Below are 21,771 nucleotides of genomic sequence, written 5' to 3'. Positions count from 1 at the left end.
CAAATCATTTTTACTCATCGTACCAATCTATTATCTAGTAAGTCTAGTTCCATAGTCTGATTGTCACACAAATATGCGATTCATGTGAGAAAGATTCTAACAAAATGGTCAAAATCCTCTTTCTTTACATAGTTAGAAGTTGGCCCAGGAAATCCAGACCAACCTCTTTTCTCTTAACTATATCATTTAACCAGCCAATCTCTTTTCAAGTTGGCGACTTAATAGAGATAAACTATAATTCACTACAAAATAGATCAACGCGACAAGTAGTAAAATCGGGATCGTAGCATTTACATAGCTTGGATTTGAATATATAAGTTTTGCTTCATGTAATAACTCAGGCAATGTAATCGCCGCCGCAAGGGACGTATCTTTAATCAAGGTAACAAACTGCCCCACGAGAGGCGGAATCATGCGCTTAAGTGCCTGTGGTAAGATAATATGAATCAGCGTTTGCACATAGCTCATCCCTTGAGCACGAGCCGCTTCAATCTGGCCGATAGGAATCGAATTTAATCCACTTCGGACGATCTCGGCGATCAATGCGGACGTAAAGACCGTCATCCCGAAGATCACGATCACGACAAGGGAATCAAATTTATCCAATAACGTATTAAATGCAAAGAAGATAATAACGAGCAATGGGATATTCCGTACGATTTCAATATACAAAGTAGCCAGTTGTGAAAGAACGGGTATTTTGGAATACCGTAAAATCCCTAAAACAATCCCGATGAGAAAGCTTAAAATGATAGCAACAACCGCAACCTCTAAGGTTACCCACAACCCTTTCAACAATATCCCCCACGTATTTCCCTCGAGCAGTTTACTAAAATCCATATGGTTCGCCTCCTAACGTGTACCTTGTTTCGCCCAACGACGCTCTAGCAAGTTGACTCCTTGTGATAGCGGAATCGTAATAATAAGATAGAGTGCCGCTACAAATAGCTCTACAGAAAACGGATCGTATTCGGAAATCGCTTGCTCTCCCACATATAAGATATCTTGAGCGGCAATAACCGAGAGAATCGATGAGTTCTTAACCAAATTGATAAATTGATTACACATAGGGGGAACAACTAATTTAAATGCTTGCGGCAACACTACATGGAACATGGTCTGCAAAAAGCTTAATCCAGATGCCCGAGCCGCCTCTGTCTGACCATGTGGCACAGTTTGAATCCCTGCACGGATAATCTCGGCAATAAAAGCCGCCGTATAAATTGAAAGGCCCAGCACCCCAATCCAAAAATCAGTTAACTTATAACCGATAGAAGCAAGCCCGAAGTAGAAAAAGAAGACTTGTACCATCAAAGGGGTATTTCGAAAAAACTCTACATACGAAGTTCCAAAAGCTCGCAATGCTTTGTTACTCGATATTCGAAAGATCGCAATAATCGTCCCGATAATCAGACTTAAGATAAGTGCAGTCAAACTTACTTTCAAAGTTAGAAAAAAACCATCGATAAATTCAGTTCTATATTCTTGAATAAATCCAAAATCCCAATTCATATCGCTAAGCTCCTTTACTCATGAAAAAGGAAGGATGGTGCCTCATAGCTCATCCATCCCTCCCGTTTCTAAAATGGTATGAAATTAGCCATCAACACCTGGTTGAAGTTCAAGTACTGCATCTCGTGGCAGGTCTTTTGGTGCATCCTGTCCAAACCATTTCTTATACAACTGATTGTATGTTCCATCTTTTATCGTATCATCCAAAAACTTATTCATCGCTTCCAATAAGTCTTTGTTCTTTTTATCAACCGCAACGCCGTAAGGCTCTTTACTGAAACGATTTCCGACTACTTCATAATTTGGATCTTGCTTTGCCATACCAGCTAGGATTCCATCATCCGTGGTAACCGCATCGATGATTCCACCACGTAGTGCCTGGAACGCTTCTGCATAGTTGCTGTACTCTTTCACAACCGCATCTTTATTGATCGCTTTCAAGTTTTTACCGCTCACTGCACCCTTAGCGGTACCTACTTGTTTCCCATTTAGATCTTTTACATCTTTGATCGGGCTACCTTTTTTCACTAGCAACGCTTGCCCTGCGAGGAAATAGACACGAGAGAAGTCAGCCGTTTCTTTTCGTTTCGGCGTAATCGTCATCGTTGCCGCAATCACATCAATCTCGCCAGATGTCAGCATTTTTTCGCGTGTTTTAGAGGTAACTTCTTTCAGTTCAAGCATATTTACATCGCCAAACGTACGCTTTGTAAATTCTTTCATCAAGTCTACTTCAAAGCCTTTTACAGTCTGGTCGGCAGGATCTTTAAAACCAAATAAGTTCGAATCGAATTTTACACCCGCTATAAACTTACCTCTTTTTTCAATCTTTTCTTTAAATCCAACACCCTTTGCATCTGTAGAAGCACCCTTATCGCTACTACAAGCAGCTAACGAGACAGCGGTAACAATCGACAGGGCCATAATCGCCCATTTTTTCAATTTCATTCCATTCGCCTCCAAATTTAGTGTTTTAAAATACGGGACAAAAAGAGCTTGGTACGTTCATTTACTGGATTATTGAAAAATACATCTGGTTCCGCCACTTCTAAGATCTTTCCTTCATCCATAAAAATGATCCGATCTGCCACTTCTCTTGCAAAGCCCATCTCATGCGTTACAACGACCATCGTCATTCCTTCCTTAGCCAAAGTTCTCATGACATCTAGCACTTCGCCAATCATCTCTGGATCTAGAGCAGAAGTAGGTTCGTCAAACAACATAATTTGCGGTTTCATCGCCAATCCTCTAGCAATCGCGACACGTTGCTGTTGTCCACCTGATAACTGATTAGGGTACGAATCAGCCTTTTCTGGAATGCCTACTTTTTCTAAATATTCGAGTGCCAATTTCTTAGCCTGCTCGCGCTCCAACTTGCGAACCTTCGTTGGGGCTAGTGTAATATTTTCAAGGGCTGTCTTGTGAGGATACAAATTAAAGTGCTGAAATACCATTCCAATCTCTTGGCGCAGTTGGTTGATATTCGTCTTACGATCATTCACTTTGACACCGTTTACGACAAGCTCACCTTTTGTAATCGTTTCCAAACGGTTGATGCATCGCAAAAGGGTACTTTTACCCGACCCGGAAGGGCCTAAGATGACTACAACCTCGCCTTGCTTAATTTCTAAGTCTATCTCTTGGAGAACATGGAAATTTCCATACCACTTATTTACTTTCGAAAAACTGATTATCTTAACCACTCCCTAAGCTATTCCAATCAACGAGTACTTACAAAATTCCTAGAGTAAAACCTAAGATCGTTCGGACAGACCCTCATCGTATGTAGTAGAAAGTGACACATAAATCTTAGTATTGATCAAACTTAAAATTTTCAACTAACATTTTATAGTAAATATATGATGAACATTGAAACATGTCAAGGATTCTATTGCATAACAGAATAAATTGCTCTATATCACAGAAAGAAATGGTGTGGATCGTTCGGCTTTTCTTGATAAGTAGGCAGTTTTCACGGCTTAAATACTGATAAAAAACAGCTATTGGGCTAATCAACAAATCCACTCCATACAAAATAGCAGCACACATAGAAAAAACCTCTAGCACATCAATCACTAGAGGTTGAGTAAATCTAATCAATCTTATTATAGAGCTTCCGAAACCATTTTCGCTTGTGTAAAGAGTAGCAAGTAGTCACGTCCACCTGCTTTGGAGTCTGTACCGGACATGTTGAAACCACCGAATGGATGAACACCTACAAGAGCTCCTGTGCACTTACGGTTAAAGTATAGGTTCCCTACATGGAACTCTTCACGAGCTTTTTCTAGGTTCGCACGGCTTTTCGTAAGCACTGCACCTGTTAAGCCGTAGTCTGTGTTGTTTGCAATCTCAAGCGCATGATCGAAATCGTTTGCTTTGTGGAATGCAACAACCGGTCCAAAGATTTCTTCTTGAGAGATACGAGCTTGTGGATCCACATCTGCAAATACAGTTGGTTGGATGTAGTACCCGTTCCCTTCTGCTTTGCCTCCACCTGCCATCAGACGACCTTCTTGCTTCCCGATCTCAATGTATTCCAAGATTTTGTTGTACGCTTTATCATCTACTACTGGACCTAGATCCACTCCGAGGTCAGTTGTGTTACCTACTTTTAGTTCCTTCGCTTTCGCTACAACGCCTTCAAGAACTTGATCGTATACATCTTGATGGATAATCGCACGAGAACATGCAGAACATTTTTGTCCAGCAAAGCTAAATGCTGCTTTCACGATGGAATCAACTGCGAGGTCTAGATCCGCATCGTTGTTTACGACGATTGCATCTTTACCGCCCATCTCTGCAACTACACGTTTAATCCATTTTTGACCTGGTACCGTTTTCGCCGCAAGTTCGTTAATGCGAAGCCCTACTGCACGGGAACCAGTGAAGGAGATGAAACGAGTTTTAGGATGTTTAACCAAGTACTCGCCCACTTCAGCACCAGGACCTGGTAGGTAGCTAACAACGCCTGATGGACAGCCAGCTTCTTCGAGAATCTCCATAAATTTAGCCGCGATCACGTTCGTTGGGCTTGCTGGTTTTAGGACAACGGTGTTACCTGATACGATCGCCGCTGTGGTCATTCCGACTGTAATCGCAAGTGGGAAGTTCCAAGGTGGGATGACAACACCTACACCAAGAGGGATATAAGTAAGCTCATTATCCTCACCCGGAATACGTGTTAACGGTTGGCTTTCACTAATGCGGATCATTTCGCGGCCATAAAACTCCATGAAATCGATTGCTTCTGCTGTATCTGCATCCGCTTCTGCCCAACTTTTTCCTGCTTCTAGCACCATCCATGCTGAAAATTCATGTTTTCTACGACGCATGATAGCTGATGTTTTAAATAAAATACGCGCACGTGCCGCTGGGCTATATTTTTTCCAAGTTTCGAAAGTGGATAGAGCCACTTGCATTGCTTTTTCAGCTAGCTCTACGTTTGCTTCATAAGCAACTCCAACTACTTGATCTAGATTAGATGGGTTAAGCGATTTCATTGTACGCTCTGTTTTAATACGCTCGTCCCCAATAATAATTTCATATTCTTTACCAAGCTCACTTTGTACTTTATCAAGTGCAGCTTGAAATGCTTTGTAATTTTCTTCCTTCGAGAAGTCTGTGAAAGGTTCATTGCGGTATTCTTGTAACATGAATAGTTCCCCCTCAAAAGTCTAATTTACTCCTTTGTCATTGTAACGTAGGTAACAAAGGCATGCAATCGTTTCCATTGATAAGATTTACCAGTTGTTTTCTTAAGAAAAAATGGAGCTTAAAAGCATTTCTTTCCTTTTGTCATTTGAAACATCATTGTATAATGATTATGTAAAGCACTAATTTTATCATTTTATCTATCATTAAAAATTATCATGACACTTGTGATTGTTGTCGAAAGTGAGGAAATTGTTATGTCTATCAGTCGTAGCCTAGTGCTTACGTTAGCAGGCAATCGAGTTGTTACTTCTTTTGTATCGAAATATGGGATGAAGCTAGGAGCTTCCCGCTTCGTTGCTGGTGAATCGCTGGAAGAGGCTGTTCGTTTTGTCTCCGGGATTAATAAAGAAGGCTTAATCGTTACTCTTGATCACCTCGGAGAAAGCGTTTACACCAAAGAAGAAGCTACCCTAGCTACTGATGAATCGGTTCGCATCTTTGAAGCGATTGAAAAAAGCGGTGTGAACTCCAACGTATCTGTTAAGCTCACTCAACTCGGGCTAGATATCGATCCTGAATTCTGCTTTGAAAACATGGATCGGATTGCCGCTAAAGCGAAAGAGTGTAATAACTTTGTCCGCATTGATATGGAAGACACACCCCGACTTGAGGTTACCATCGATATTTTTAATCGTTTACTTGCTAAGTATGGCAAAGAGCATATTGGATTGGTTATCCAGTCTTATCTATATCGAGCTGTCGATGATGTCGCAAAGTTAGGCGAGAACCAAGTAAATCTACGGATCGTAAAAGGGGCTTATAAAGAGCCTGCAGCAGTAGCATTTCCAGAGAAGTCCGAAGTAGATGACAACTATGTTCGTCTAGTACAAAATCATCTTCTGAGCGGTTGTTACACGGCAATTGCCACACATGACGAGACAATCATTCATATACTAAAGAAATGGATCAAAGAAAACCACATTGACGACAATCTGTATGAGTTCCAGATGTTATACGGGGTACGTAATGGGCTACAACGCGACCTAGTAAAAGAAGGTTATAAAGTGCGCGTTTACACTCCTTATGGAAAAGATTGGTACCCATACTTCACTCGCAGAATTGCAGAACGCCCTGCAAATGCGCTGTTCATCTTAAAGAACTTCTTCAAAAATTAGATCGGGTTCACCACTTTAAAGGAGAGATGGGAGCGAACCATAAGTGATTATCCAGTTTCTATATGAAGATGGTCGTAGCCAAGTTCATGATTTTCTTCAGTCGATTCGCTTTCAAGCAGAGGCTGATTCTGATTATGCTCATACATTTGAGGGCATGATGAAAGTAATTGCTCATCTCCACCAGATGAAATGGCTTCCTTATAATTTGAAGAATTATTGGATCTCGTTGAAAACAACGAATGGATATAAGAAATTTCATCCACTCCAGTCCATTCCCAGTCCATCTTATCATTTGAAACTGTACGAAATTCGCTATAATCACATTTACTCCACAGACCCTCGCACCTTGCATTGGGGCGCGCGTATTTTTTTCTTTCGGGAGCGGGTTAATAAACAACAAATCCTCTTCCTTACACGTGCCCTGATGGTATATGATACACTTGACTTAGAACTAAATCGAAAATCCGAAGAACTGTATGAAGTCTGCCGTCAGCTCTCATTTGAAATCTATATCGATTTTCTCGAAAACCCAAGTAAGTACTTGTTAAGGGGGAACGACTCGTGAAGGATGAAAAAGAGCTTGATCTAACAGATCACTATCATGAAATACGAAATATTCTCCAACAAATTCCCAGAATTCGAGAAGCAACCGAATCTTATCGTTTCCAGTCAGGATTAAAATTGCTGGCTTATCGTCAGGAGCAAGATCTTACTTATCTACAAATGGCAAAAAAAGTAAATGATCATTTGAACTGCGAGCTAAACGAAAATACGATTGCGATGATGGAGTTTGGAGATTCAGCTATAGATGAAACAAAGTACAAAGAGGTTATGAAGGTACTCGGATTAAAAACAGAGTTAGAGCGAACCGGCAAGGTTATTTAATGTAATCCTATTGTGAAAACCGTTGCAGAGCAGCTTCAAAACAGCTGCTTTTTTTGTTTGGTCAAAAGAGAGATTATCATATATAATAGCGGACAAAGGATTTTGACCATTAGGAGGTAGCAGATGACTGACTTGCACTTGGAAATACTCTCTTTATTTGAAGAGAATGCACGACTTACCATAGAGCAAATCGCTCATCTTGTTAACGAGCCTCTGGAAAAAGTCCAAGCCATCATTCGTCAACTGGAAGATGAGCAAATCATTTTAAAACATCGTACCATCATTGATTGGAAAAAAGCCGGCAGACCAAGGGTTTCCGCGCTTATTGATGTAAAAGTCACACCCCAACATGGGTACGGCTTTGATGCTCTAGCACAGAGGATTTATCATTATCCGGAAGTAAAAGATGTGTACCTCATGTCTGGTGCATATGACCTGTCTGTCTCGCTGGAAGTTTCCACCATGGAAGATGTAGGACAATTTGTAACGGAAAAATTAGCCCCTCTTGAATTTGTAGTTAGTACAACCACTCATTTTGTGCTAAAGAAGTTCAAAGAGGATGGCGTTATCTTGGATAAACCAAATCAAGACCGTAGAATTTCCATCATTCCCTAGACTAGACTTACGAGAAAGGAGAAAGGTGCCTCATCGAAGCACCCTAATCACAACTATGAATCTAGAAGACAAACTATCACCTATCGTACGAAATTTAAAGCCGTCTGGAATTCGCCGTTTCTTCGATCTATTAAGCAATGCACCTGATGCGATCAGTCTCGCCGTTGGGGAACCAGACTTTGTCACCCCATGGCACATTCGGGAGGCCTGCGTCACTTCACTCGACCAAGGAATGACAACCTATACTTCTAACCAAGGAACACCCGAGTTACGGGAAGCAGTTAGCAAATATCTCGAACAACGTTTCCAGCTTCATTATCAATCTTCGTCAGAAATTTTAATTACCTTTGGAGCAAGTGAAGCGATTGATCTAGCATTTCGGGCCCTTTTAACCCCCGGTGATGAAGTGCTCATCCCAGAACCTTGCTATGTCTCCTATGCTCCTTGTGTAGAGTTAGCTGGCGGAGTTCCTATAGCTGTTCCCACTCATGCGCGATATGGCTTTAAACTACAGGCAAAGGATGTAGAAAAAGCAATTACATCACGTACCAAGCTAGTAATACTCTGTTATCCTAACAATCCAACTGGGGCTATTATGACCAAAGAGGAATTACAACCGGTAGCAGATGTCATCAAACGGCATGATTTACTAGTCATCTCAGATGAAATTTATGCCGAACTCACTTATCAGGGACAACATTTCTCCATCAGCGCACTTCCAGAGATGAAAAACCACACCATTCTCATTAGTGGCTTCTCAAAAGCATTTGCGATGACAGGCTGGCGCGTTGGTTATGTATGTGCTCCTTCTATTCTGCTTACCGGGATGCTGAAAATTCATCAATACGCGGCTTTATGCGCCCCGATCACTAGCCAAGTAGCCGCATTGGAAGCCTTAGAAAATGGTCTAGAAGAATGTAGGGCGATGGTATCTCAATATGATCGTCGCCGTCGTTTCATGGTAAAGGCTCTAAACGACTTAGGTCTTACTTGTCACGATCCTCAAGGCTCATTCTATGTATTTCCGTCTATTGAATCCACAGGGATGGACGCTACCACTTTTGCAGAAGAGCTGCTAAAAGAAGAACGGGTAGCCGTGGTGCCTGGAGATGCTTTTGGTCCGAGTGGTGCAGGTCATATTCGTTGCTCGTATGCTAGTTCGATGGAACAATTAGGAGAAGCGATGATTCGAATCGCCCGCTTCGTAAAGAGCAAGCAAGCTTCGATTCCTGTACTAACGACAAACCAAGTTGGATAGATTTACCTAACAGTATGTATAAATGGAGGGTGTGCTATGAAATTCTTACGGATGCGAGAACCTGTTAATACATGGACTCATTTTGCTTCATTCCTTGCGGGGATTGTCGGACTTGTATTTCTCATCGTATTAACCTATCAAAACCCAACCAAGCTACTAACCATGATCATCTACGGAGTTAGTCTCATCGTTCTATTTGGAGCTAGCGCCCTCTATCACTGGTTACATGTAAAACCCAAAACCAAACTAGCTCTGCGCAAATTTGATCATATCGCCATCTACTTCTTTATCGCTGGAACCTACACACCCGTTGTATATGTTGGACTTGAAGGTTCTTGGCGCTTAACGATGCTCATCTGCGTATGGAGTTTGGCCATTGTTGGAATGGTGATGAAATTATGGTTTATGAATGTACCTCGGATGGTCTCTACCATTTTCTACGTCACACTCGGATGGTTAGCCATCTTACCCTTTGGTCAATTTATCGATCATCTACCAATCAAAGCGATTATGCTACTCATTGCTGGCGGAGTCGCTTATACCGTTGGAGCTGTCATCTACGCCACCAAAATATTTGACTTCATCCCTAACAAGTTCGGATTCCATGAAATCTTTCACATCTTTATCATGCTCGGTTCTCTGGCACATTTCTTGATGATTTCGATGTATATCGTCCCTCTATAAACATATATGCCCATAAAAAATAGAAGTAGGTATTCGACCAGAATACTCACTTCTATTTTTTACTAGAATTAAGATTTTGGCTTACTAGGCCAGATAAAGTTGCTAATGGTAATGATCAAATCAATCCCTAGCACTACAGCCCAACCTCTCAAAATCCCACTAAATGCCTCTGTCTGAGACGGATCATCTATCACATATATCATCCCTGCTAATAATCCAGCACCTATCAGATATGCGAGAACATGTCTAATCCAGCCTTTTAGATAATGCTTGGCATACTCCGTCCCAAACCTCTTAACGGGCTTTTCTCCTTGCTTCAACACATAATACCGAAAACGCTCATCGGTCCACTGAATCAACCTTTCCCCAAATGCTATGGAAATCCCGATATATACTGCGGCAATCCCATGCGCTACGGTCGCGGTGGCTCCCTTATATAAATCGATCCCCGTCATGATGAGCAAAGCCAGATCAATGATAATCGTTAAAGATAGGAAAAATAGACCGAGTCGTTTCATCTTCCATACGTAACGCGTGACTAACCCTAATCCAATGACAACCCAAAACATGATTTCACATGTGACAATCATCCAAGCAATAAAGTTCAACAGGAATTCCTCTCTTTTCAGTTATTATTTCTTCTATTATACATTGTATTTATAAAAGTAATAACACGTTGATAAGAGAAAAGAACAAGACTGATCCTTTAAGTTAGCTTGTTGGGTATATCTCATACCATTTCGTATCTAGCAAAAGCCTCATTGGTCTCTTCCACTTCGATCCACTTCATGATTGGATGATTCTCCTTCTGATTACATAACTGCTGTATACGTCCGAAGAAAACTTCAGCTACTTTTTCCGTTGAAGGAGCCGCTCCACCCATCTCTGGGGAAAACTCCGGAAAATCATTCAAGTAGTGATGATCAAATTGTTTTTCGATTGCATGTTTCACTTCTCTAAAATCGATTAACATATGGGAGGAGTCTAATTTATTTCCTTGGATACAAAAAGTCACTTTGTAGTTATGACCGTGTATCCGTTCACACTTCCCAGCCCCCGGAACGCTATGGGCACAGGATATCCAGAAATGTTTCACTAAGGTATACATCCCTTGGCTCAAGCGAATCAGCTCCAATCAATCGGCATTTGATATTCAATCGGGTCAGCGGCTTGATTTTGTTTGAATCCTTCGATTCGCAGTAAACAACTATCACATTTACCACAAGCTTTTTCCATTCCCTGATAGCAAGAAGTGGTTAAATGATAAGGTACTCCCAGCTTCATCCCCATCTCCACAATCTCTGCTTTCGTCTTGTGAATGATCGGTGTTTGAATGGATAGCTTTTTATCGGTTACACCCGTTTTAGTTGCTAATAAAATCGTTTCATTCATGGATTGGATAAATTCCGGACGACAATCTGGATACCCACTGTAGTCTAACGCATTTACCCCTGTAAAGATTACTTCTGCACCAATTACTTCTGCATATGCAGTAGCTAATGAGAGGAAAATTAAATTTCTCCCAGGCACGTACGTATTGGGAATATCATCTGTTAGACCACTGGTTGGAACATCAAGGGAATGATTTGTTAATGAACTACCTCCAATGTCACCGAGGAATTGAACATCGACGATTTTATGATCAGCTATTCCGTAATGTTGTGCGATTAGACGGGCTTTTTCTACTTCATGTTGGTGACGTTGTCCGTATAAAAAGGTGATCGGATATACGTCCCATCCCTCTTCTTTGGCAATTCCTACGCATGTAGCACTATCCAATCCTCCACTAAGAACAACTACGGCTTTCTTCATAAATATTCTCCTCCTAAATTAGACCCCTCTTTTTTCCGGATGCCAAATAAATTTATGTGTTTGCAAACTCAACTTAACCGAAGATAGCTTATTTGCCAGCATCTTCTCAACCAATAGGGCGGGTTGCATGGTTTCAAATACGGGACTAAACAAAGGTGTACCTCGTTCTACTTTTTTCTCTACCATTTCTTTGGCAATCTCAAAATCCACATCATTTCCAATGACAAACTTTATTTCGTCCTGCTCTTCTAATAAAGAAAAATTGGTGTGAATCATTTTATCAAGCTCGCCACTGGTAGGGAGTTTAAAGTCGAGAACAAAACGTGTTTTTGCTTTCACTAGTGAATTCTCTTCTCTTAGCTCTTGAAAAGGTTGTAAATCGATTGCCCCATTGGTTTCGATATGAATATCTTTGATATAGTCGATCTCAGCTAATGCAGAAATAAGCTGGCGTGATTTCTCACCATGAATGAGCGGCTCACCACCCGTCAGGCAGATGTATTCGTTCGGATATTTCCGGACCTCTTGAACAATTTCTGCTATCGTCGCTTCAAATACAGGTTTAGCAGGTGCATAGCTATACGGGGTATCACACCAAACACAGCGTAAATTACAATGAAATAAACGAATAAACGTTGTAGGAAATCCTGCAGCAGCCCCTTCTCCTTCTACAGTTGAGAAGATTTCAACCATAGGGAGGCGAATTTCATCCCGATCCATTTATCTTTCCTCCTTACGCACTTTCGACCTTACTTTCTTCGCTTTCTCTTTCCTCACCCAATCCGATTTTTCGTAGTTTCGGATAGTACGCAAATGTGAGAACGAGAATCGTCACCCCGCAAAAGAGCAGAGCATAATTAATGTTTAGGTCCGACATGTAGCCAATAGCTGGGTTGAGTAAAACGGTAAATAACGTGCCTATCAGAGTCAACAGAGATAGTGTAGTAGCCCGTATCTCGGAAGGAACCAACGCATTGGACGCACTTGACATAATAGGTGCACGCAGAGCCACACTTCCTAATAAAACACCGATGGCGATTGTTAATAACACTACATTGTGAATCCAAACCATCGCAAAGAAACTACCGGCTAACAATACAGAACATAATAAAATAGATCGAATACTTCCTAGTTTCCTTTGTGAGTACTCAGCACCCCAGGAACCTAGTAGCGAAATCAGTGTTGCAATTGCCATAATCAAACCGAAATACGTAACCGCCACATCTAACCGTTTAAACAATATCTGATTTAAATAGTGAATGCTATTGGAGATCACCCATACCGCTGGACCGCTTAATGCAAAGAAGATCAGGGATGGTGTTTTCCATATATGAATCGCACTCTTCTTCAAGATTTTCCAACCTGTTGCTGTCATCGATTCACCCTCTTCTGCCTGTTCCAGCTTAGCGGGAAACTGACTCGGTAGAAAGAAAGTAAATATCCAACCAATTGTTAGCGCAAAAGCACTTATCCAGATCGGGAGGGCGTAGTCCATTTGGGTAGAGGCGATATAGCTACCGATAATAGGTGCCACGAGTGCCGCTAACGTTGTTGCGATATGGAATCGACTATAGATTCTGGTTGCATCCTGATCACGACCACTCTTTACTAGTTCATCATAGACATAAGCTGACTGAACTCCTGAAAGCATTGCGATGCTAATGCCATCGAGCGTAAATGATAGGATAAAATGCCAGTAATCTGATGCCATAGCCATCGTAAATGCACCTGCTACTGCTAGTCCATTTCCTATAATCAGTACATATTTTCGATTAATCTGATCTGCCCAGATGCTAGCGGGGATATCGCAAAGAAATAGCACAATCGCGAGTACTGACTCTAGTGCAAAAATCTGTGTTAAATTCAGCCCCTTAGACTGCATGAAAAACGTAGAAATAGAAGTATAAAATAATAAACTCATAAACACAGAGTTCATTAACAGGAATAGATAGACGCGATTCCAACGCTTCTCCATCTGTCCTCCCCTTTCGATCTATCGGTCTAGAGCCCAAATACTTCTGCAAAAGGAAGGTTCGTTTGCATTCCTCGATACGAATTCAAACCATATATACCTTCTTTTAACTTCAGTAACTTGAGCTGAGAAGAATAACATTCTAATGACTTTAACTTCAAGTCCATAAAGTCTTCAATGTTATTTACTACTTGAAAACTCTTCATTGGTGTCCATACCTCGTACTTCAAACAACACCTGATGGTATCCACCTTCTGACCTAGGAAGCCTGATTGACAAAGTAATAAAGATTCTTTCATCAATTCATTCACCACTTGGTGCTCCCGATCCGATTCCTCGCGGTGAGGATAATAGACAACTGTCGGCTGAAACTGTTGAATTAAGTAAACTAATTGTTCCACTAATCTTCTGCTATAGACAAGAGAACGATCTGGCTCATCTAAAAAAATCACATCATGTACCCCTAAAACCTTACATGCTTCGATACATTCTTGTTTTCGGAGTGCACTCGATTCTTCAGCAGAGCCGGGCATACCACTAAAGTCGCCTTTTGTTAAAATGACAACTTGTACATGCTCTCCATTTTGAATCGCCTTCGCCATCGTTCCTCCACACCCTAATATCTCATCATCATGGTGTGGAGCAATTACTAAGTGACGCGCTTTTTTACTCATGTTTGCGTCTCCTTGCTTTCCGTGTGTGATGCGACAACGATCATAAATTCACTGCCATTGCGAAACGGAGCACGGTTGTAGTTACCGTAGAACTCATCCACACAGTATCCGCAATTTTCTAACAGATGATACATTTCAGATGGCATGATATAGCGGGATAGGAAGCGGAAATTATATTTATCTTGTAACTTTCCTGTTGGGTCATACGCTTCAAAGAAGGAGGAAGTAAAGACAACTTGGCGATAATGATCAAACTTGACTTCATTCCAAGAATGAACCAGCCCTTCTGTTGCATTAGGCGTTTTTCCACCGCCATCACCTTGTCTGCTACTATAAGGACAGATTTGAGGAGGAGAAATGATATCCATCACGAATTTTCCATTTGGTTTCAATAACGATTTCACTTTGTCCAATACTTTTCTCTGTTCCTTGATTGTTAACAAATACTCAAAAACGCCACCTGTAATAAAGATGAAGTCAAACTGATCCTGAATCTGTAGTTCTCGTATATCACTAACCCCAAAGGTTAACTTTCCTGTGAGATCGGTTCGTTCATTCAACTTTTCCTGAGCACGTCCAATCATCCCTGGAGAGATATCAAAAGCGTGAACTTCATGTCCTTGTTCAGCTAACGCAAATGCTAACCTACCCGACCCACATCCAAGGTCCAAGATTTTACTCTTCTTCTTAGGAATATCTAGGTAGAACTCAATCATACCGGCTGGTTCTGGAATAAACTGATCATATAATTGGGAAATATCATCGTATTGTTGTTTGGTTGTCAACGTAATCCCCTACCTCATCTAATTAGTTTGATTCTGAAACTGTTTACTTTTATTTTGATAGCCTTTATAAAACGCCCGTTGCCAGAACATCATATAAATAGCCGTCCATGTTCCATACTTCTTTTTGATCAGTTGAAACATCTGTTTTTTTTGTTTCCAACTATAAGGTAATACGGGCTTGTACCACTGAATGTTCAGATGTACCCCTTCTGCATGACCCTGCCCATAGTGAAACGAACTTCTTAGATCTTCTCGAATCGTCAGTTCTGGATGTACAATGCGAGCTGAATCATCATACGAAATCGGTAGATTTGCTTTTTTGACCCGCGCATCGAAATCAAAGTCTTCTGTCCAAGATAAATCAGAATGGAAGAAGTATCCTTCTATATCAGATAAGATCGATTTTCGAAAAGCTAACGGAGGAGAATATGCTTTTTTACCGGCTGTGTGTATATGCCTTACCCGAGCCACGATTTTATGAACAGAAGACTTAAAGTTAAATAACACTCGTCCCTTTGCTAAGGGCACCTCTTCTAGTTTTTCGTATAATTTTCGAATGGTACCCGGTAAAAATACACAATCCGAATCCATAATCAGCACATTCGGGTGACTAGCAAGCTCGATGCCGTGATTATACGCTTGTGGCAGACCAGGTTCTGACAGTCTACCAATGACCACATCTTTATGCTTCTCTGCAATCTCTTCCACTTCTCGAGTCGCTCCATTTAGCACTACGACTACTTCTACCTGTTCGTCTATACTATTTAGACATTGTTCCAATCTAGGATCGCGATAAGCTGGTATGATGATCGATATCGGTAACATGTGAACTCACCTGACTTAATAGCATTTTTAAGTCTTCCAACACAGCAGGGTGTGTGAAAAATTCACCAATATCCTGCAATTGTAAGATTTCCTCTTTTAAACTACGGTAAGTAGCTGCGCGCGGAGCAACCATAAATGGAGTCCCCAGCTGATTACAAATTTCTTTATATTGAGGGCTCATCATATTGAGACTCGGAATCCCTAGTAATATGACGGCTTGATACGTATCTTTATGAGCGCTCAAGTAGTTTTGAAGCCGATTGGTTAATACCTGCCTGTATTCGGCTATAATCTCTTGCTGTTCTTGCTCATCTTGGGTATAATCAAACTTCCAGTCGTAAGCACAAAAGGTAGGATTCAATTGGTACTCATAGGGAATAATCCCAGCATTAGATAATACAATCCGATGAACGAGTGGAAATTGATCCGTGACTCCTTTGATTTTTTGACCAATATAAGATTGATCATACGGCTTGCCCCACGTGCAAGTATGGAGAAGGGCAATCTTCTTTCCAACAGGCGGTTGATAACTTTCACTACAAAAATACTGGTGCCAAGTAGCGAATTCTTCGTGGTGAATATATTCTCGATTGGCTCCTCGTTTATAAACAACCTCATTGGAAGGAACGATTTCTTTTAAAATATACTCAGAATAGCCAGGGTACGTTTGTTCACTCATTTCTGACTCCTCCATACAAGTCTTATTTTTGAATCAAAAATGGCCCTAAAATCAGCGCGTCGATGCCAGAGGCATAAAATGACTTCAATGCATGGACTGGCGTGCAAACGATTGGTTCTGGACCTATATTAAAGGATGTATTCATCAAAGTAGGAACTCCGCTCATATCAGCAAATGTGGTCAGTAAATTCCAGTAGCGCTCGTTCATCCGTTTGTCCACTACTTGAGCACGTGTAGAATAATCTACATGCACGATTGCTGGCACATGATCTCTTTGTTCAGATCTCACCTCTGAACTGAGCAGCATATGAGGGGAAGCTTCCTGCTCTACTAGCACTCGATCCTTTAATTCCACAGTCATACTCGGAGCGAGCGGTCGCCATTGCTCACGTAGTTTGATATGATTTACTCTTTCTAGCATCTCTTTACTAGAAGGGTTTGATAGGATACTACGATTTCCAAGAGCTCTTGGGCCCATTTCCATTTTGCCATCAAAACGAGCGACTACCTTGTTGTTGATCAATAATTGAGATACTTCCTCTTCTAAATGGACCGGTTTCTGAAAGGAAAGATGGAATTGATTTAGTACCTCTAAAATCTGAGCCTCTGAGAAAGAAGGACCCGAATACACATGGTCTAGTGGTACCGTTACATCAAGTCCACATTGTGCTGAAAGCCATGCCGCTGCACCAATGGAAACGCCTGAGTCCGAAGAAGCTGGTTGAATATAGAGTCCACTTACTTCAGGCAGGTTTGCGACCTTCCGATTCGCCACACAGTTTAGTGCAACTCCGCCTGTTAAACAGACTTGCTTGATCCCAGTTAACTGGACCGCTTCTTTCACGATTTGAACCAAGCTATCTTCTAAAGATTGTTGCGCTGAAGCCGCGATTGAGGCGTACGATAGGGAATGATCTTGTTTCTGCAACGTTCCATAAAGAGGATCAAAGTCATATCCAGGAACTTTTGTTTGAGATTGAAAATGGCTTTGTAAATAAGTAAGCCATGCCTTTAGTACTACATCGTCCCGATTTTGATCATCGGTTAGTTGAGGTGGACCTTCCAAGAGAGTAGGAAATGTATGTACAGGATCTGCATAAGAAGCAAGTCCCATGGTTTTTCCTTCTCCAAATTTGCCCAGTCCACAAAACAAGGTCACTGCTTCATAAAATATTCCCAGTGAACTACGTAGTGGATAGGTCTTCAGTATTTCTACAGATCCACTTTTTTTATCGCCCCGTGCAATCGAAATCGATTCATTTTCACCAGATCCATCAACCACAACGATCGTAGCCTGATCAAAACCTGATTCATAAAATGACGCTGCTGCATGGGACACGTGATGCGGGATCAAATGGAAATCAGGGTCTTTCATTCTAGGGAACATCTGCTTAGGAAATACGATATCTAGCATTTCCGTTTGCTTCATGCCCTCTTTCCCGTAATATTGATCTAATTCTGCCAAATTCCAACCTACTGCGATATGGGCAATCTCATCTGCTGTAATTCCAGCTTCTTCTAAACAATAATTCATCGCTGCATAAGGTAATGAGTTAAACGCATGCTTCCTTCTACTAAAACGTTCCTCTTCTGCTGCCGCAATGAGCTTTCCATTGTAAAACAAAGCAGCACTCGCATCATGTATGCCACGAATCCATCCGTTCACACCTAAAATATACACATCGCTGCACTCCTTAGATGAAACACCTATTCTAACCTGAACTCACACTATAACTGCCTACGGAAATCAATATAATCTTGTGGCCAGAGCCTTTGGCGATCTTGTACCCGTTTAAAAATAAGGAGATCAGTATAGATGAAAAGCTTGTCCAATTCAGCTTTATCTACATCTAGCTCTCCTAAACGATCCGTAAGTGGATCGACTTGAAGGTACGGTTCATCGATTACTGGATATTGGCTAAGACTGTGATGAATATGAGTTAAAGCAAAACCATTCGAAAGCAAAAATTGCTGAAGGTCACTCATTCGAGGTCCTAATCGATTCATACTCACATTTAGAAAGATTTGATCCCCGATCTGTCCAGTAAGTAGCTCAAATGCACGAGTAAGCCAAGCATCAAGTCCCGAACCATTATCTAGCGGATCACAATGAAAGGCATGAAAGCGATTTCGTAATTCAGCAGGTGTTTCGTTTCTAACATCAAACGGAATCGATTCAATTGGAAAATGAAATGTTTCGGCTATTTGTTGTATCGTTTGTAGCACTTGCTCATCTACATCTCCAACTGTGATCTTTCTCCCTTGCTCCGCTGTAGCCAAGCTCGTAAAATCATCATCCCCACAAAAAAAGATGTCTGACTGCCATGGAGATAGTGAATCACGCATCATTTGGGCTCGGTTTAAAGAACTTTCCCATGTACATCGAAATTGCCCAAACTCTCTTTTATTAATAAACGCTTGAATTTGATCTTGGATCAAAACAGGATCGATCATTGCCTGCTCTCTCTTTTCGAGAGGCTGAAGCCAATTCCAATTTCCGTTATGATCTATTTCGACCAAATCATTCTGTTTTAAAACTTGCAAAAAACGGAGGGACATATGTAAAGTTCCTACCACACGGATGGTATCTTGGATATTACCACCATTCTTCATTTGCCAAATCCAGCTTAAGAATTTGGATTGATGAATCCGATTCCAAGTCAACCAAATATGATGGGTAGGAGAATTCTTTTTAAATGGGAGTTTTTTTTGTTCTTCTAATTCATCTAATAGAATAAATTCTTCATACAATTGGGTTATATTCAATTAGAGTGACACCTCCACATATTAAAGTGATTAAAAATGTTCTGCGACCTTAGATCGCAGAACATTTTTTTTGGTATTAGGAAACTTTTCCACCTTGGATGTCGATAAAGTTAACAACGTCTTGATCTGCCAACTCTAAATCTTCCCAACATAGGTTTTCTAACTCTACTAGGTTGTTTGCTTGCATGTTTTCATCTCCTTTCTGCATTTTGTAATTTGAATTTAACATAAAAATTTTTCTAAGTCAAATATTTTATTTTGTTTATTATACTTTATATAATGCAAAATCTATACAAAATAAATATAAGTATTTTATTTTCAAATATATAGTTATATCACTTTTTAAATGCCCTTGTCTATAACTCTCTCATCTACAAAAGCACAATAACCGCCAAAAGCCCCGAAAAATAAGGAAAAATAATTGAACAATCACACTCCTGTAAAAAGGGCAAAGATTGGTTCGATGACAACAAATAGCCCTCTGCTTTTTTTGCAGAGGGCCCCAAAAAATTTGTTTATGAAATTAAACGGTGTACTTTTCGGCGTCAAGCACACGTTTTGCGATACGGCGTTTGAGTGCTACTTCGTTCAAAGGTTGAACACGTGTAAACTTTTTCAACATAGAAAGAGTGGTACGTAGTACATCTCCTTCTTCCATTGCAGCCAATGTGTGGCGTGCAAATGCATCAACTTTTTGGAAAGATTCATAAACAAAACCGACAGTAAGATCGATCTTCGCTTCTTCTTTTTCTTCTCCATTTTTAGCAATCGCTTTTTGTGTACGAAGGAGGGCAGATTCCATCGCAAAAATTTCAATTGCGATATCAGCAAGGTCACGCAAGATTTCTTGTTCGCGCTCCAATGCTTGTTCATACTTCTGAACCGCAAGACCTGCTACCATGAGGAAGATTTTCTTCGCATGGGAAACAAGTTTTGCCTCTTCTTCCAATACAGCCGCATCTTCGTCTGGAAGAGATGGCATATACTCAAGAAGCTCTTCTTGTAGTGCCATAGCCGCTTGTAAGAGTGGCAATTCACCCTTCATAGCCATTTTCACAAGAGTACCTGGAATGATGAGACGGTTGATTTCGTTGGTACCTTCAAAGATTCGGTTGATACGGGAATCACGGTATAGATTTTCGATTTCGTACTCACTCATGAAGCCGTAGCCACCGTGAATTTGTACTCCTTCGTCTACTGCATAATCAAGCACTTCGGAACCAAATACTTTCGCAGCAGAACACTCAATTGCCAAATCACGTACTGCATCTGCAACAACTGCTCCTTCTGCTTCCTCTACTCCATCTAAACCAGCATCAAACATACCACCAATGCGGTATACCAATGATTCATTCGCATACGCTTTAATCGCCATATTTGCTAATTTCTCTTGAATCAAACCAAATTTTGCGATAGGTATGTTAAATTGTTTCCGTTGGTTTGCATACTTCGCCGACAGCTCAATCGCACGCTTCGAAGAACCAACTGTACCTACTGCCAATTTGTAACGACCGATGTTTAAGATATTAAACGCGATATGATGACCTTTACCAACTTCGTAAAGGAGATTTTCAACTGGTACTTTTGCATCTTCTAAGATCAGAGTACGAGTAGAAGATCCTTTGATACCCATTTTCTTTTCTTCTGGTCCTGTTGAGACACCTTCAAATCCTTTTTCCACGATGAAAGCAGAAAACTTATCGCCATCTACTTTTGCATATACGACAAACACTTCCGCAAAACCAGAGTTGGTGATCCATTGCTTTTCTCCGTTTAACACATAGTGAGTACCATCTGCTGACAACATAGCTGTTGTTTTTGCACCCAATGCATCAGAGCCTGAGCTTGGTTCTGTCAATGCATACGCAGCAAATTTACGACCTGTAGCTAGATCCGGTAGATATTTTTTCTTTTGGTCATCGTTACCAAATAAAACGATTGGTAGACAACCGATTCCTACGTGTGCACCGTGGGAGAGAGCAAAAGAACGACCTAAAGCCATCTTCTCAGTGATCAACGACGAGCTTACTTTATCCAAAGCGCTTCCTTCATACTTCTCAGGCACATCTGCTCCTAGAAGTCCTAGATCCCCTGCTTCTTTTAGCAAACGAACACTATGTTCGAATTCATGATTCTCGATTTTTTCGAGTTCTGGCATTACTTTCTCTTTTACAAATTCCTCAGTCATGTTGCCAATCATAATCTGTTCTTCGGTGAAATCCTCAGGAGTGAAAACCTGTTCTGGTTTCACTTCCTCAATTAAATAGGAACCGCCTTTTACTTTATAAGGGTTGCTCGCAATCATTATTACACTCTCCCTTTTTTATATGGTTGGTCAGTCTATAATGATCCCAACATGGTGCATAGATTAGGGCAATGTATCTGCTCACAGTTCAATAGTGAACCTGCATGTGAAATTCATCCTTCTTCTTACGAATGACTACGCTAAGAAGGCTCACGAACATCACTGAGATC

The 21,771-nt window shown here is 40.9% G+C and carries 23 protein-coding genes; 6 read left to right on the top strand and 17 right to left on the bottom strand.

Annotated features, from left to right (window positions below; genetic code table 11):
* Positions 1-186 precede the first annotated feature (186 nt).
* The 5 genes from J2Z48_RS01195 to pruA all read right to left on the bottom strand — a co-directional run bounded on the left by J2Z48_RS01195 (position 187) and on the right by pruA (position 5,165).
* The gene (locus J2Z48_RS01195; RefSeq protein ID WP_307250188.1) at positions 187-840 is read right to left on the bottom strand and encodes an amino acid ABC transporter permease; all 654 of its coding nucleotides are present in this window, start codon (positions 838-840) and stop codon (positions 187-189) included.
* Between the two features lie 12 nt (positions 841-852).
* Entirely contained in the window at positions 853-1,512 is a 660-nt protein-coding gene (locus J2Z48_RS01190; RefSeq protein WP_307250187.1) for an amino acid ABC transporter permease, read from the bottom strand.
* 84 nt (positions 1,513-1,596) lie between these two features.
* Entirely contained in the window at positions 1,597-2,460 is an 864-nt protein-coding gene (locus J2Z48_RS01185) for a transporter substrate-binding domain-containing protein (RefSeq protein ID WP_307250185.1), read from the bottom strand.
* 17 nt (positions 2,461-2,477) lie between these two features.
* A complete protein-coding gene (locus J2Z48_RS01180) occupies positions 2,478-3,206 on the bottom strand; it encodes an amino acid ABC transporter ATP-binding protein (protein ID WP_307250414.1) in 729 nt (242 codons plus the stop codon).
* Positions 3,207-3,617: 411 nt separating this feature from the next.
* A complete protein-coding gene (gene pruA, locus J2Z48_RS01175) occupies positions 3,618-5,165 on the bottom strand; it encodes an L-glutamate gamma-semialdehyde dehydrogenase (RefSeq protein ID WP_307250182.1) in 1,548 nt (515 codons plus the stop codon).
* Positions 5,166-5,420: 255 nt separating this feature from the next.
* Here pruA and J2Z48_RS01170 point away from each other — a divergent pair, with 255 nt between their 5' ends.
* From J2Z48_RS01170 to trhA, 6 genes are all read left to right on the top strand, one after another.
* Entirely contained in the window at positions 5,421-6,341 is a 921-nt protein-coding gene (locus J2Z48_RS01170; protein ID WP_307250180.1) for a proline dehydrogenase family protein, read from the top strand.
* Between the two features lie 43 nt (positions 6,342-6,384).
* Positions 6,385-6,906 carry a hypothetical protein gene (locus J2Z48_RS01165; RefSeq protein ID WP_307250178.1) on the top strand — a complete coding sequence of 174 codons (522 nt, stop codon included), beginning with the start codon at positions 6,385-6,387 and terminating at the stop codon, positions 6,904-6,906.
* Positions 6,903-7,226, top strand: coding sequence for a hypothetical protein (locus tag J2Z48_RS01160; protein ID WP_307250176.1), 324 nt, complete (start codon positions 6,903-6,905; stop codon positions 7,224-7,226). Before J2Z48_RS01165 ends, J2Z48_RS01160 begins: the two co-directional genes overlap by 4 nt.
* A gap of 123 nt (positions 7,227-7,349) precedes the next feature.
* Complete coding sequence (locus tag J2Z48_RS01155; RefSeq protein ID WP_307250174.1) at positions 7,350-7,841, top strand: Lrp/AsnC family transcriptional regulator; 492 nt, start codon at positions 7,350-7,352, stop codon at positions 7,839-7,841.
* Positions 7,842-7,896: 55 nt separating this feature from the next.
* Complete coding sequence (locus J2Z48_RS01150) at positions 7,897-9,099, top strand: aminotransferase class I/II-fold pyridoxal phosphate-dependent enzyme (RefSeq protein WP_307250412.1); 1,203 nt, start codon at positions 7,897-7,899, stop codon at positions 9,097-9,099.
* 36 nt (positions 9,100-9,135) lie between these two features.
* Positions 9,136-9,783 carry a PAQR family membrane homeostasis protein TrhA gene (gene trhA / locus J2Z48_RS01145; protein WP_307250172.1) on the top strand — a complete coding sequence of 216 codons (648 nt, stop codon included), beginning with the start codon at positions 9,136-9,138 and terminating at the stop codon, positions 9,781-9,783.
* Positions 9,784-9,851: 68 nt separating this feature from the next.
* On the opposite strand, the gene J2Z48_RS01140 is transcribed toward trhA, so the two are convergent.
* From J2Z48_RS01140 to J2Z48_RS01085, 12 genes are all read right to left on the bottom strand, one after another.
* Positions 9,852-10,391 (bottom strand): hypothetical protein, encoded by a 540-nt coding sequence (locus J2Z48_RS01140; protein ID WP_307250170.1) that lies wholly within the window; start codon positions 10,389-10,391, stop codon positions 9,852-9,854.
* 122 nt (positions 10,392-10,513) lie between these two features.
* On the bottom strand, positions 10,514-10,903 hold the full coding sequence (locus J2Z48_RS01135) for a 6-pyruvoyl trahydropterin synthase family protein (protein WP_307250168.1): 390 nt from the start codon (positions 10,901-10,903) through the stop codon (positions 10,514-10,516).
* A gap of 5 nt (positions 10,904-10,908) precedes the next feature.
* Positions 10,909-11,595 carry a 7-cyano-7-deazaguanine synthase QueC gene (gene queC, locus J2Z48_RS01130; RefSeq protein WP_307250166.1) on the bottom strand — a complete coding sequence of 229 codons (687 nt, stop codon included), beginning with the start codon at positions 11,593-11,595 and terminating at the stop codon, positions 10,909-10,911.
* Positions 11,596-11,613: 18 nt separating this feature from the next.
* On the bottom strand, positions 11,614-12,315 hold the full coding sequence (locus J2Z48_RS01125; RefSeq protein ID WP_307250164.1) for a 7-carboxy-7-deazaguanine synthase QueE: 702 nt from the start codon (positions 12,313-12,315) through the stop codon (positions 11,614-11,616).
* 13 nt (positions 12,316-12,328) lie between these two features.
* Positions 12,329-13,570 (bottom strand): MFS transporter, encoded by a 1,242-nt coding sequence (locus J2Z48_RS01120; protein WP_307250162.1) that lies wholly within the window; start codon positions 13,568-13,570, stop codon positions 12,329-12,331.
* A gap of 26 nt (positions 13,571-13,596) precedes the next feature.
* The gene (locus tag J2Z48_RS01115) at positions 13,597-14,241 is read right to left on the bottom strand and encodes a PIG-L deacetylase family protein (RefSeq protein ID WP_307250161.1); all 645 of its coding nucleotides are present in this window, start codon (positions 14,239-14,241) and stop codon (positions 13,597-13,599) included.
* Complete coding sequence (locus J2Z48_RS01110; protein WP_307250159.1) at positions 14,238-15,026, bottom strand: class I SAM-dependent methyltransferase; 789 nt, start codon at positions 15,024-15,026, stop codon at positions 14,238-14,240. Before J2Z48_RS01110 ends, J2Z48_RS01115 begins: the two co-directional genes overlap by 4 nt.
* 18 nt (positions 15,027-15,044) lie before the next feature.
* A complete protein-coding gene (locus J2Z48_RS01105; RefSeq protein WP_307250156.1) occupies positions 15,045-15,851 on the bottom strand; it encodes a glycosyltransferase family 2 protein in 807 nt (268 codons plus the stop codon).
* The gene (locus tag J2Z48_RS01100; RefSeq protein ID WP_307250155.1) at positions 15,808-16,530 is read right to left on the bottom strand and encodes a DUF5591 domain-containing protein; all 723 of its coding nucleotides are present in this window, start codon (positions 16,528-16,530) and stop codon (positions 15,808-15,810) included. The genes J2Z48_RS01105 and J2Z48_RS01100 overlap by 44 nt, the downstream gene beginning before the upstream one ends.
* 22 nt (positions 16,531-16,552) lie before the next feature.
* Positions 16,553-18,211 (bottom strand): carbamoyltransferase family protein, encoded by a 1,659-nt coding sequence (locus J2Z48_RS01095; protein WP_307250153.1) that lies wholly within the window; start codon positions 18,209-18,211, stop codon positions 16,553-16,555.
* Between the two features lie 47 nt (positions 18,212-18,258).
* The gene (locus tag J2Z48_RS01090) at positions 18,259-19,296 is read right to left on the bottom strand and encodes a bis-aminopropyl spermidine synthase family protein (RefSeq protein ID WP_307250151.1); all 1,038 of its coding nucleotides are present in this window, start codon (positions 19,294-19,296) and stop codon (positions 18,259-18,261) included.
* A gap of 523 nt (positions 19,297-19,819) precedes the next feature.
* Complete coding sequence (locus J2Z48_RS01085; protein WP_307250149.1) at positions 19,820-21,601, bottom strand: acyl-CoA dehydrogenase FadE; 1,782 nt, start codon at positions 21,599-21,601, stop codon at positions 19,820-19,822.
* Between the last annotated feature and the right edge of the window lie 170 nt (positions 21,602-21,771).

The organism is Croceifilum oryzae (genome assembly GCF_030814315.1).
GTDB classification, from domain to species: Bacteria; Bacillota; Bacilli; order Thermoactinomycetales; family Thermoactinomycetaceae; genus Baia; species Baia oryzae.
The sequence above is the reverse complement of the archived record's forward strand: the minus strand, read 5'-3'. Positions and strand labels throughout refer to the sequence as shown.